Origin of the sequence: Protofrankia sp. Cas4 (assembly GCF_963555915.1) — a bacterium.
Taxonomy (GTDB): Bacteria; Actinomycetota; Actinomycetes; order Frankiales; family Frankiaceae; genus Protofrankia.
In genome coordinates this window covers 1-12,579 of record NZ_CAUVXL010000011.1, presented here as the reverse complement: position 1 = coordinate 12,579, position 12,579 = coordinate 1, and the positions used below count along the sequence as shown (strand labels likewise).

The window sequence follows — 12,579 nt, the reverse complement described above, 5'->3', positions numbered from 1 at the left end:
GGTCAGCTCCCCAGCAGCTCGATGGTCGCGCCGGTCACCGCGATGGCGTTGCGCCGGCCGTTGGGCTCAATGACGATCACCTTGGACGCCGGCTGCAGCGTGAGGCTCGACCGGAAGAGCCCGAGTTCCTCGAGGAGCGGCATCACTTCGGGATTGGTTGGCAGGTAGCCGGCGGCGGCCCGCATCAGCAGCTCGAACAGGTCGATGTCGACGGTCATGCGGGCCTGCCCGGAGATGTGCCGCAGCACGAACACCTCGGCGGCGGTCTCGACGAACCGGTCGTCGACCGGGGTGAGCGTGACCTCGAACTCGTCGAGCGAGAGAACCTTGACCACGGCGCCGCCATCCTCGGCAGGCTCACCGACGGAGACGGCGACGCCGTCTCCGTCGTAGCCGACGGGCCCGATGCAGCGCGACAGCCCGCGCAGCAACGTCCGGGCGAGCACGTCGCCGGTCCTGCTGCCGGTCCTGCCGGCGTTCTGGTCGGCGTTCTGGCCGTCGGCCCCGCCGCCGCGGTGCTGGGTGGCCAGCACGGCCCGGAACTCCTCGAGGTAGCGGTAGGGGCTCAGGCATCCGGTGCCGGCCAGGTCGGGGTCCGGCGCCGTGAAGTAGAGCCGGCGCTTCGCGCGCGCCATGTCCGTGGCGGTGCGCGCGTCCGGAGCCAGCGCTCGCTCCAAGCGAGCAGCGGCGACCGCGGCCGGGTCGAGCTCCCGCCACTCATCGAGCAGCCGGTCCCGCCCACCTGAGGCGTCGAACGCGAGCGAGCTGAAGTGACGCTCGGGGGTCGCTGGGTTCCCCGGCCCGTCGCCGATCTCCCGGTGGATGTCGACGCAGCCGAGGTCAGCGGTCACCAGGTAGGCGAGGGTCGAACGCAGGTCACGGATGGTAGGGCGGCGGCCGCGACGCAGGTGGGAGGTGAGCACCAGGCGGTGCAGCCGATCCTGGGCACGCTGCGCCCCAAGCTCGCGGGCGTTGCGGACGATGGGACAGCGCTGTTCGGCGGCACACGCGGCACACGCCGACCACATGTCGTCGGTCATCAGCGCGTCCAGCAGCCGTACCGTCAGCGAATCGGCCGCCGCGCCCAACGATGCCATCGACCGGCCCTTGAGGTCGACCCGCACGATCCCCGAGCCCTCGGCGCCGCTCCCGTCGGTGCCGCCACCTTCCGCAAGCACCTTCGCGATCTGCGGATAGCGCGGCGCCTCGCGCTCCAGGAAGTCCAGGAGCCGGCCGTCGTTGGCGGCGATGAGCGCGGTGTAGCCGCCCGCCCGGTGGGTGTCGTTGACGGGGTCGAGCGCGCGGTGGAGCAGATCGTCCGCTGACATGCCCTCGTGGGATTCGCTGGCGTCGTAAACGGAGGCGTACTCGTGACCGTCGAGGTCCATCCGCCAGCCAGCCGCGTCGCTGGCGCGCACCCGCGCGCCCCGACCGCGCAGGAACTCGCCGAGACGTTCGAGGAAAGCGGTCTTGCCGTCGCCCGGGTTCCCGCTGAAGACCACCAGCTGCGGGCGGCCCTCGACGATGCGCGGGACGAGCCGCCCATCCAACCGGGTCGGTACATACGTCCGCACGGCGAAGTCGGAGTCGAGGCCGCGGTTGCCGCGGTTACCCAGCCTGCTGTTCCGGAAGAGCTGGCGAATCTCGTCCACGGCCGGATTCACGACCCAGCTTCGCTCCTTCCGCTCGTGCGGCGGCTCCCTGCGCTCCGTCCGGCTTCCGTGCTGGTTCTGCTCCTTCTCGACCCCCGGTTCGTCTTCTCGCCGTGTCGGGAGCGGGAGCGGGGGCGGGGGCGCGAGCGCGTGCGCGACGGCGTCGCGGAACGCGGCGGCCGACGCGAAGCGCCGTTCGGGGTCCGGGTCGCAGGCGCGCAGGAGGACGTCGAACAGGCCGGTGTCGCCCACGGCACCGACCTCCACGTCGGCGGGTCGGACAAGCTGCCACTTGTTCGGGAACTGCGCCCCGTCGACCAGGTAGGGAAGTCGGCCCGTCAGCGCCTCGAAGCACACGACGGCCAGGGAGTAGAGGTCCGCCGCCGGCGACCAGGACAGGCCGGCCGCGATCTCGGGTGCCTGGTATGACAGCGTGCCGACGACGCTGCGGTCAGCGTCGCTGGTCGCCACCCCGAAGTCGATGAGCGTGGCCCGGTCGTCCGTGTCAACGATGATGTTGTTCGGTGAGATGTCGCGGTGCAGGACGTCCCGGTGGTGGGCGTACTCGAGGGCGTCCAGCATGTCGGCGAGGATCTTCTGGCATGCGGCGAGGTTGCCGCGCAGGGTCGCACCGAGCTCCGACACCGTCCGGCCGTCGACATACTCGGCGATGAGTGCCGGGCCAGGAGGGTCGAGCAGGTACCCGGACACGCCCACGATCCGGTCGTGCTTCAGCTTCTGCAGCAGGGTCAGCTCGCTGCGGAGGTAGTCCAACAGACGAGCCGATTTCATGATCTTGAGTGTGTGATAGATCTCGAAGCGGCGGTCGATCATGAGCCAGGTCGTGGCGGTGGCGCCGTCCCCGAGCCTGCGGACCAGCTCGTACTTGTTGTTGTCGATCCGCGCGCCGGGCGCCGGAAGCACCGCGCGCTTTTTCTCCTCGCGCAGGTGTGCGAGGAGAAGGTCAGCGGCCTGACGGGCCTCCGGCCGGTCGGTGGGATTCTGCGCCAGGCAGGCGGACAGCACGTCACGGACCTTGGCCGGCAGCGATGGGGGAGCGTCGGGGACGAGCGGAGGGTCGGACTGGCGCAGCTCCCACCAGGCAAGCAGGCACAGCGCCAGCGAGTAGACGTCGGACGGGTAGCCCGCGGCGTGCGCCGTGACTCGACATTCCGGGGCGCGGTACGGGCGGCCGAGGTGGTCGATCTCGTCGGCGTCGAAGATGGTTCCCGAGTTGGCGATCTTGGCGATCAGCAGCTCCGAGAAGGTCACCTTGTTCGCCCCGTCGGGTAGCCAGATCCTGCTCGGATGCAGCGCGCGGTGCGCGATACCTTCGGCGTGCATGTCGGCAAGGCCTGCGTAGGCGTCCGCGGCGACCTCGGTGAACACGGCGAGCGCCGGACGTTCACCGGCGACGATCCGGCGCCGGATCGTCTTCTGGGAGGGTGCGGGCGGGTGCATCGGCACCACCCATATCTGGTCGTCGTTGACGCCGACATACGGGTCGACGGCGAAAACGCGGCCCAGCGGCGCGAGCCGCTGCATCGCGTGGTATTCGCGCAGGATCAGCCTGTCGCTCTCGGCCAGCTCCGCCGCGGACAGGCCCTGGCGCTGGTAGGTCAGCAGAATCCGGATGCCCCCGTCGCGGTGCTCGCCCACATACCGTGGGCCGCGTGGTGTCGGCTCGATGTCGCCGAGAATCCGGTAGTTGCCCAGCTGTGTCGGCCGCAGCGGCCGTTCCGGCAGCCCTTCGATCATGGCCAGAATACGGTCGCGGACAGGTCGGAGATCTATGCGCGTGGCAGTGGACCGGTCGAACTGAACGAGCGTCTGCTCGCATCCGACCAGACGGACCACCCGGTCGGCGGCACGCGGGTCTGCCACGTCGAACCTGACGTCAGGCGAGGACAGCACGACGAGGTACTCGACGATGTGCGGCTGCTTGTCCTGATGCCCGCCGCCGGCCCCGCGCATCGGTTCCCGACGGTGCCGGCGCAGCAGCCGGTCGATGTTGCCCGCCAGGACACGCGCGACGCCATTCGCCTGGTTGATTGGGCTGCCCAGCTCCTTGTGCGTCTGTCGGTCGTACCAGCGCTCCTCGGTGCCGAGCAGTTCGCCGTGCCAGGATTTCTCCTCAATGACCGTCACGCTGTTCGGGCCGACGACGATGAAGTCGGAGTCGCGCGTGTTCGTCCCGCCGACAAGCTGACGGCCGCAGACGACGGTCCACTCGTCGCCGAGATGGTCGCGTAGGTATACGGCGGTCGCCTCCTCGCCCGGCCCGCCCCATGGACCGTGACGAATGATCCTCGCCGCCAACGTCCGCCCCCCTGCCTTCCGTGAATCCCGCGATCCCGCGCCCGACTCCCGACGACAAACCCCCTGGCCGCCCACACCGTGCGGCGCCAGCACGTGGAAACGACCTGTCGGGCCGCATGGCGACGCTTCCGGGGGCGCTTGGTCGTCGCACGTCCGAGGAACGTACTGTCTCATCCCGCTGGAGACTATGACAGAGGGTGTGGACTGCCCGCCAAGCCCGCAGCGGTCTGGCCGTTCCGATGCTACCCACCGGTCGATTGCCATCTATCGGTAGATTGCTACTGCCATTCGATGAGGTCGTCCATCCGGGCGCCGAGGCGTTCGCGGGTGTATCGCGCCACGCCCTCGATGTGATCCCGCATGAAGGTGCTGGCCTGGCCGCTGTGGCCGGCCGCGATGGCTCGGGCCAGCCTGAGATGATCATCGGCGATCAGGTCGTGCATGATGCGGGGATCATCGACGGTGGCAACGTGGTGACTCACGATCTGGCCCATGGTCTGCAGAGTCAGCTCGAGCACCCGGTTACCGACAAGCGACGCCACGGCGCCGTGGAACATCGCATGCTCCTGTACGAAACGGGCCAGCTCCTCGGGCGTCTCGCGGACCTCGTTGAGCTCGAGATACGGGGCCATGGCGGCCACGCGGGCGGTGCGGTCACTCGCGCGGGCGGCTCGCTCGGCGAGAATGCACTCGGCGAACATCCACGCGTCGAACAGCTCGTTGTACGTGGCTCCCGCCATGTGGAAGTACAGGGTCGAGATGCGGCCGAGGTTGGCCGGATGGACGCTGCCGACCACCGGCCCTCCTCCGGGTCCCCGGCGGATCGAAATCAGGCCCTGGACCTCCAGCAATCGCAGGCCTTCGCGCAGCGACTCTCGGCTCACACCGTATTGTTCGAGCATCGCGCCTTCGGTGGGAAGCCCGTCGCCGGGTTGCAGGCCCTGGTCGATGATGGTCCGCACGACCTCGCGGGCGAGGCTTTCCGACGTCTTGAGTGTGCGCAGTACCGCGCCGTCGGCCGTGATGGCGATACAGCCACGCGTCGGGACCGCCGAGGAATGGCCGTTGCGTCGCGCAGCCTCGTCGGGCCCGGCCGGTATCGGGCTCTTGCGGCTCCTGTCATTGCTAGGCATGAGCCGAGGCCACTGTCGAGGCCATTGTCGATGTCATCAGCTGAGGATCCTCAGCTCGCCGGTCACGTCCAGCCCCTGCTCGGCCAGCCGCGGCCGCAGGTGGGCGGCCAGGCGGTCCCAGGGCATCTGTTCGCCGGGCCGGACCGGCGCGATGTCGGGCAGATCCCGGAGTGTCCTAGACTGGGTCGTCACGTCCGAAACCCCTCGTCGTCCTTTTCCCCGGCAGCTGTCAGCGGGCGTCCCGGCCGAAGGCGTTCTCGCTCCGGTGAGCCTGGCGAAGTAGGCCCTTGACGTCAATTTATCATGATGTTTAAGCTAGCGCCCACGTCGCTACCAGGGGATGTTGAGGGAAACCATGGGCGTCAGGCAGCCAGACGGCGATCCCGACGGTGCGCAGGATCTGGAGGCCTTCCGGCGGCGTGCACGCAGCTGGCTTGCCGAACACGCGCCATCGCGGGAGGGCCTTGGCCCGGGCGCCGGAGCCGAGGGCGCCCAGGGCGCTTCCTACGACGTGTCGGTCTTTCACGACCTCTCCTTCGACGACGAGAAGGCGTTGATCGAGCGGGTGGCGGGCTGGCACCGGCAGAAGATCGACGCGGGGTTCGGCGCGTTGGGCTGGCCGCGGGAGGACGGTGGCGTGGGGCTCGGGCCGGAGTTCGTCGAGGCGTTCGCCGCCGAGGAGACGCGCTTCGCCGTCCCGCCCGCCCATGAGCTGGTGTCGGTGACGGTGCATCTGATCGCGCCGACCATCGGTCTTGTCGGCACGCCCGAACAGCGTGATCGCCTCTTGCGGACTTTTCTGCGTGCCGAGCGTCTGTGCTGCCAGCTCTTCTCCGAGCCGGGGGCCGGATCCGACCTGGCGGCGCTGGGGACCCGTGCCGTCCGCGACGGCGACGGATGGGTGGTCAACGGGCAGAAGGTGTGGAGCTCGGGGGCGCAGTTCGCCGCCTGGGGCATGGTGCTGGTGCGGACCGACCCGGACGTTCCCAAACACGCGGGCATCACCGCGTTCCTGCTGCCGCTCGACACGCCCGGGGTGACGGTGCGGCCGTTGCGTCAGATGTCGGGTGGCACGTCCTTCAACGAGGTCTTCCTCGACGACGTCCGGATCCCGGACTCGCTGCGTCTGGGGGCGGTGGGGGCGGGCTGGAAGGTGGCCCTGACGACCCTCGGCTTCGAGCGGGAGGCGACCGGCGGGCACAGCGGCGTCGGGGGCGGGTGGCGGCAGCTGGCTCCGCTCGCCTGCGCGCTCGGCCGATTCGATGATCCCCTGGTGCGCCAGAAACTGGCCGACGTCTACATCAGCGAGCGGCTGGCCGAGGTGGCGTCGCTGCGGGAGGCCGCCGGGCGGGCGTCCGGGCGTCCCGGCGGACCGGAGGGGTCACTGCGCAAGCTGCACTGGGTGCGGAGTCTGGCGCTTGCCTCGGTGGCGGCGGAGGCGGTGCTGGGGGCGCGTCTGGTGGCCGACACCGGTGAGTGGGGCACGTTCGCGTGGACCGCGCACATCCTGGGCGCTCCCGGATATCGGATCGCCGGTGGTTCGGACGAGATCCAGCGCACCATCATCGCCGAGCGGCTCCTCGGGTTGCCGAGCGAGGAACGGGTCGACCGCAACCGGCCGTGGCGGGAAATTCCCCGGTGACGGGGCCGACCGGGGACGAGCCGATGCTTGCGGGCAAGGTGGCGCTGGTGACGGGAGGCAGCCGGGGGCTGGGCCGACAGATGGTGCTGGCCTTCGCGCAGGCCGGTGCCGACGTGATGATCACTAGTCGGAAGCTGGCCGGCTGCGAGGCGCTTGCCGATGAAGTACGTCGCAGGACCGGCCGGCGAGCATTTCCCTACGCCGCCCACGTGGGGGACTGGGACGGGATCACCGGGATGGTGGACGCCGCCTACGGCGAGTTCGGTCACGTCGATGTGCTGGTCAACAACGCGGGGATAGCGCCGCTGTACCCGAGCCTGGAGCAGGTCAGCGAGGAGCTGTTCGACAAGGTGATGGCCGTCAACCTCAAGGGCCCGTTCCGGCTCACCGCCCTGGTGGGCAGCAGGATGGTGCGTGACGGTGGCGGCTCGATCATCAACGTGAGCAGTGTGGCGGCGATCCGCCCGACCCCGAGAGACCTTCCGTATGCTGCTGCCAAAGCCGGGCTGAACACGTTGACAACCGGGTTCGCGCTGGCGTTCGGACCGGCGGTCCGGGTGAACACAATCATGGCCGGGCCGTTTTTCACCGATATCAGCGAGGCGTGGGATGCAGAAGCCTTCGAGACGCTCGCGCGCCGGTTCCCGCTGCGCCGCGGTGGACAGCCGGACGAAATTGTCGGGGCGGCGCTGTACTTCGCCTCACGGGCGTCAAGCTTTACCACCGGGGCGGTGCTGACCGTCGACGGTGGCCAGGCGACCACACCCTACGACGCGGATATCACCCACAACTTACCGTAAATAATATCACCCGTGTTCATCGTCATAAACACGGGTTAGAAAGGCTGAGGAGGCGGCGTGGTCTGGGATATGGATCTGGCGTCGAGTGAGGAACGCGAGCAGTTACGCCACGCCGTCCGGGCGTTTCTGGCGGAGCATTCGCCGCAGACCGAGGTCCGGCGGCTGATGGAGACCCCTGAAGGCTTCGACCGGGAGGTCTGGTCGCGGCTGGCGGGCGAGCTGGGTGTCGTCGGCCTGCTCGTCCCCGAGGAGTACGGCGGGGCCGGGGCAGGTGTCGGCGAGGTCGGCATCGTCCTGGAGGAGATGGGGCGCGCCCTGCTGTGCGCGCCGTACCTGTCCACCGCCGTGCTCGCCACCGGTGTTCTGCTCCACCTGGACGACGAGGCCGCCCGCACGGACTACCTGCCGGGTATCGCCGCCGGCCATACCGTCGCGACCGTCGCGCTCGCCGAGGAGTCGGTTCGCTGGGATGCGGCAGGCGTGGCCGCCACCGCGACCCACGATGGGTCGGGATGGCGGCTGCGGGGGACGAAGATGTTCGTCCTCGACGGGCTGCACGCCGATCTCCTCCTCGTGGCCGCCCGCACCGGCACCGGCGACGACGGCGACGGCGGCGCCCGCACCGGCGACGGCGACGGCGACGGCGGGGTCAGCCTGTTCGCGGTCGAGGGCACCGCGCCCGGCCTGCGCCGGACGGCGATGCGGACGCTGGACCCGACCCGGCGCCAGGCACGCCTTGACCTCGACGACGTGCCGGGCCGTCTGCTCGGCGCGCCGGGCGGTGCGCAGCCGACGTTGGCGTACCTCGTGCACCTCGCCGCCGTCGCCCTGGCCTGCGAACAGGCCGGCGGCGCGGCGCACGTGCTGGACATGGCGGTCGGATACGCGAAGACGCGGGTGCAGTTCGGACGTCCGATCGGGCAGTTCCAGGCGATCAAACACCGCTGCGCCGAGATCGCGCTGGAACTCGACGCTGCCCGCTCGGCGGTGGCATACGGGCTGTGGGCGGCCCAGGAACACGAGGTGGAGCTGGCGGTGGCCGCATCCGTCGCGAAGGTCCGCTGCTCGGAGGCTTTCGCGTTCGCGGCGGCCGAGAACATCCAGGTGCACGGGGGTATCGGGTTCACCTGGGAGCACCCCGCCCATCTGTACTTCCGCCGAGCCACCAGCAGCGAGCTGATGTTCGGTGACCCCGCCCACCACCGGGAGCAGCTCATCCGCCATCTCACGGTCGAGGCCGGACCGTGACCGTGGACGAGGAGTTCCACCACCGGGACCGGTGTGCGATCGTCGGCATCGGCGCGACCGACTATTCGCGTGCCTCGGGCCGCAGCGACCTGACGTTGGCGACGCAGGCGGCCCTGGCCGCTCTCGATGACGCCGGGTTGTCCCCGCGTGACGTCGACGGCATCGTCCGCTGCGACATGGACACCGTGCGCCAGCACGATCTTGCCGACGCGCTGGGCATCCAGGATCTGACCTACTGGTCGGAGGTCGGTCCGGGCGGGGTGGCGCCGTGCGCGATGGTCGGCCAGGCGGTGGGCGCCATCCTGTCCGGCCAGGCCACGACGGTGCTGGTGTTCCGGGAGCTCAACGGCCGCTCCGGGCGCCGGTACGGGTTGTCGTCCACCGTGGACGCGCAGGTTGGTGGTGCGGGTAGCTACGACGAGTTCTTCGCCCCCTACGGACTGCTCACTCCAGGGCAGATCTTCGCGGTGATGGCCCGGCGACACATGATCGAGTATGGGACGCGGGCGGAGGAGCTCGGGCACATCGCGCTGGTCTGCCGGGCCCGGGCGAACGCGAACCCCGCGGCGCAGATGCACGGGCGTGCGCTGTCGATGGACGACTACCTGGCCGCCCGGATGATCGCCGATCCGTTGCGGCTGTTCGACTTCTGTCTGGAGACGGACGGGGCGTGCGCGCTTGTCGTGACGAGCGCGGCCCGGGCGCGCGACGGCCGCAAGCCGCCGGTCCTGATCCGGGCGGTGGCGCAGGGCAGCGGCCGCAACCCTCAGCCCGGCGTCCAGTTCCCCGTCCTGATGCGGGAATCGATCACCGAGCTGCCGGCCCGGTCGGTCGCCCGCACGCTCTACCGCCGCGCCGGCCTTGGTCCGCACGACATCGACGTCGCCCAGATCTACGACTGCTTCACGATCACGGTGCTGCTCCAGCTCGAGGACTGGGGATTCTGCCCGAAGGGCGAGGGCGGGCCGTTCGTCGCCGGCGGCGGGATCGACCTCGGCGGCCGTATCCCGATCAACACCGGCGGCGGGCATCTGTCCGAGGGCTACCTGCACGGCATGAACCACATCCTCGAGGGTGTCCGCCAGCTACGCGGCGAGTCGACGTCGCAGGTGCCCGGGGCCGAGGTCTGCCTGATCACCTCCACGCCGCTGCCCCCGGGCAGCGCCCTTCTGCTCCGGGCGGCATGACGTGGGAGGCGGCGGGGCGGGCGGCGGGGCGGGGCCTGCCCGAGTGGCGGACCCGCGCCTTGTCCCCAGGGACGACGACCGGGACACCGGCGGCTTCTTCCAGGCCGCCCGGCGCGGTGAACTGGTCGTGCGGATGTGCAACGGGTGCGACGGCCTTCTGCACATGCCCAGGGCCTACTGCCATACCTGCGGGAGCTGGGACGGGCGCTGGCAGTCGGTGGCCGGCACCGGGAGCGTCTACTCCTGGACGGTGGTCACCCACCAGGTACATCCGTTCTTCCCGGTGCCCTACACGGTGGTCCTCGTCCAGCTCGACGACGTTCCGGCCGCCCGTCTTGTCGGTCACCTGCCCGGCGCGTACCCGATCACCGCCGGGCAGCCGATGCGGGTCTGGTTCGAGACCGTCGCCGACGGTGTCGTCATCCCCCAGTGGAAACCACAACTACCGTCTGTAGAACTACTGTCTGTAGAACGGTCGTCTGTGGAGAGTAAGAGATGACCATGAGGACGCGTGCGGCAGTGCTGTGGGAAGCGCCCGGCCGGTGGGAGGTCGGCGAGGTCGAGCTGGACGAGCCGAGGGAGAACGAGGTTCTCGTCCAGCTGGCCGCGAGCGGCTTATGCCACTCCGACGACCACTTCGCCAAGGGCGACATCAGTGTCGCCACCCTGCCGTTCGTCGGCGGCCATGAGGGAGCCGGTGTCGTCGAGGCGGTGGGACCGGGCGTGCGGACGCTCAAGCCCGGCGACCGCATCGTCACCTCCTTCGTCCCCGGCTGCGGGCGCTGCCGGTGGTGCGCGTCCGGCCAGCAGAACCTCTGCGACAACGGCGCGCTGATGCTCACCGGCAGCCAGCTCGACGGCACCTTCCGGATGCATGTGGACGGTCGTGACGTCGGCCAGGGGGGCTGTGTCTCCACCTTCTCCGAGTGGAGCGTGATGCCCGAGGCCTCCTGCGTGAAGATCGACGATGACGTGCCCTTCCAGGTCGCCTGCCTGGTCGGATGCGGGGTGCCCACCGGGTGGGGTTCCTCGGTCCGGGCGGCCGGCATCGTCCCCGGCGACGTCATCATCATCGTGGGTACCGGCGGGGTCGGCATGAACGCGGTCCAGGGCGCCCGCTACGTCGGAGCCACCCGGGTCATCGCCGTCGATCCCGTCCCTTTCAAACGGGAACTTGCCATGAAGATGGGGGCAACCGACGCGTTCGCCGACATCGAGCCGGCGGCCGAACTGGCACGCAGCATCACCAACGGGCAGGGCGCGGACGCGGCCGTGGTCACGGTCGGCGTCGTGACCGGGCAGCATCTCGCCCAGGCGTTCGCGGCCATCCGCAAAGGCGGAACCGTCGTCGCCACCGCCGCCGGCAACCAGAACGAGACGGGTATCCCAGTCAACCTGCTTGAGCTGACGATGTACCAGAAGCGGATCCAGGGGGCGATCTACGGCATGGGTTCCCCGGTGCGTGAGATCCCGCTGATGATCGACCTCTACAAGCGGGGGGATCTCAAACTCGACGAGCTGGTCACCCGTACCTACCCGCTGGAGGAGATCAACCAGGGTTACGAGGACATGCACGCCGGGCTGAACATCCGTGGCGTCGTCACCTTCAACTGACGGTCACCTTCAGCTGACGGTCACCTCCGACTGACGGGATCTCACGGCGATGAGGACACGTGCGGCGGTGCTGTGGCCCGATCGGTCGCAGTGGAGCATTGAGGAGATCACCCTCGACCCGCCGGCCGCGGGTGAGGTCCTGGTCCGGATGGTGGCCACCGGCCTGTGCCACAGCGACCACCACCTGCTCGACGGTGGGTATCCCGGCGCGCGCCGGCCGGTTATCGGCGGCCACGAGGGAGCGGGCGTCGTCGAGGCCGTCGGAGCCGGGGTGCACGCAGTTCGTCCCGGCGACCATGTCGTGCTCAGCGTTCCGTTGCCGCCGTGCGGGGCGTGCGCCGCATGCCTCGACGCCCTCCCGTACCTCTGTGAGCGGGGTGCCCTGATCGGGCAGGGCTTCCAGATCTCCGACGGCACCGCCCGCCATCATGCCCGCGGCGAGGATCTGAGCGTCTTCGTGTTTCTCGGTACCTTTGCCGAGCACACGGTCGTCAATGAGGCGAGCTGCGTCGTCGTCGATCCCGCGCTGCCTCTTGAGGCCGCCTGCACCATCGCCTGCGCCGGTGTCACCGGATGGGGAGCCATCCTGAACACCGCCGAGGTTCGTGCCGGCGACACGGTCGTGGTGGTCGGGGTCGGCGGGATCGGTGCGAACGCCGTCCAGGCCGCTCGTTTTGCCGGCGCCCGCTCGATCGTGGCCGTTGATCCCGTTCCCTTCAAGCGAGGTGTCGCGAAACGGCTCGGTGGCAAGCCTCGGGGAGGCGGCGACGGTGGTGACCGACATGACGGCCGGCCGGATGGCGAACACGGTCGTCATGGCCATGGCGGTCGGTGACGGCCGCTGCATCGAGGCGGCCCTGTCCCTCGTGGGAAAGCGCGGCCGGGTGGTCGTGGTAAACGTCCATCCCGCCGATGAGAACACGGCCACGATCAATTTGCGGAACCTGCAGAGCCTGGAGAAGCAGATCGTCGGCTGTCTCGCCG

The 12,579-nt window shown here is 69.7% G+C and carries 10 protein-coding genes and 1 pseudogene; 8 read left to right on the top strand and 3 right to left on the bottom strand.

Annotated features, from left to right (window positions below; all coding sequences use genetic code 11):
* Positions 1-2 precede the first annotated feature (2 nt).
* From U9979_RS00955 to U9979_RS00945, 3 genes are all read right to left on the bottom strand, one after another.
* Positions 3-3,971, bottom strand: a complete 3,969-nt coding sequence (locus U9979_RS00955; protein ID WP_322777864.1) for a protein kinase domain-containing protein — start codon at positions 3,969-3,971, stop codon at positions 3-5.
* A 278-nt stretch (positions 3,972-4,249) separates the two neighbouring features.
* A complete protein-coding gene (locus tag U9979_RS00950) occupies positions 4,250-5,104 on the bottom strand; it encodes a FadR/GntR family transcriptional regulator (RefSeq protein ID WP_322777863.1) in 855 nt (284 codons plus the stop codon).
* Between the two features lie 36 nt (positions 5,105-5,140).
* A complete protein-coding gene (locus tag U9979_RS00945; protein WP_322777862.1) occupies positions 5,141-5,296 on the bottom strand; it encodes a hypothetical protein in 156 nt (51 codons plus the stop codon).
* A 163-nt stretch (positions 5,297-5,459) separates the two neighbouring features.
* On the opposite strand from U9979_RS00945, the gene U9979_RS00940 reads away from it, so the two are divergent.
* From U9979_RS00940 to U9979_RS00905, 8 genes and pseudogenes are all read left to right on the top strand, one after another.
* Positions 5,460-6,746: an acyl-CoA dehydrogenase family protein gene (locus U9979_RS00940; protein WP_322777861.1), complete on the top strand. Its 1,287-nt coding sequence runs from the start codon at positions 5,460-5,462 to the stop codon at positions 6,744-6,746.
* Positions 6,747-6,769: 23 nt separating this feature from the next.
* Positions 6,770-7,546, top strand: a complete 777-nt coding sequence (locus tag U9979_RS00935) for an SDR family oxidoreductase (RefSeq protein WP_322777899.1) — start codon at positions 6,770-6,772, stop codon at positions 7,544-7,546.
* A 69-nt stretch (positions 7,547-7,615) separates the two neighbouring features.
* Positions 7,616-8,794 carry an acyl-CoA dehydrogenase family protein gene (locus U9979_RS00930; protein ID WP_322777898.1) on the top strand — a complete coding sequence of 393 codons (1,179 nt, stop codon included), beginning with the start codon at positions 7,616-7,618 and terminating at the stop codon, positions 8,792-8,794.
* A complete protein-coding gene (locus tag U9979_RS00925; protein WP_322777860.1) occupies positions 8,791-9,981 on the top strand; it encodes a thiolase C-terminal domain-containing protein in 1,191 nt (396 codons plus the stop codon). The genes U9979_RS00930 and U9979_RS00925 overlap by 4 nt, the downstream gene beginning before the upstream one ends.
* 1 nt (position 9,982) lies before the next feature.
* Positions 9,983-10,480 (top strand): Zn-ribbon domain-containing OB-fold protein, encoded by a 498-nt coding sequence (locus tag U9979_RS00920; RefSeq protein WP_322777859.1) that lies wholly within the window; start codon positions 9,983-9,985, stop codon positions 10,478-10,480.
* A gap of 2 nt (positions 10,481-10,482) precedes the next feature.
* Positions 10,483-11,595: an NDMA-dependent alcohol dehydrogenase gene (locus U9979_RS00915; RefSeq protein WP_416219140.1), complete on the top strand. Its 1,113-nt coding sequence runs from the start codon at positions 10,483-10,485 to the stop codon at positions 11,593-11,595.
* A gap of 49 nt (positions 11,596-11,644) precedes the next feature.
* Positions 11,645-12,430, top strand: coding sequence for an alcohol dehydrogenase catalytic domain-containing protein (locus tag U9979_RS00910; RefSeq protein WP_322777857.1), 786 nt, complete (start codon positions 11,645-11,647; stop codon positions 12,428-12,430).
* Positions 12,393-12,579: pseudogene (locus U9979_RS00905) on the top strand (alcohol dehydrogenase); the annotation flags it as partial. The gene U9979_RS00910 and the pseudogene U9979_RS00905, both read left to right, overlap by 38 nt.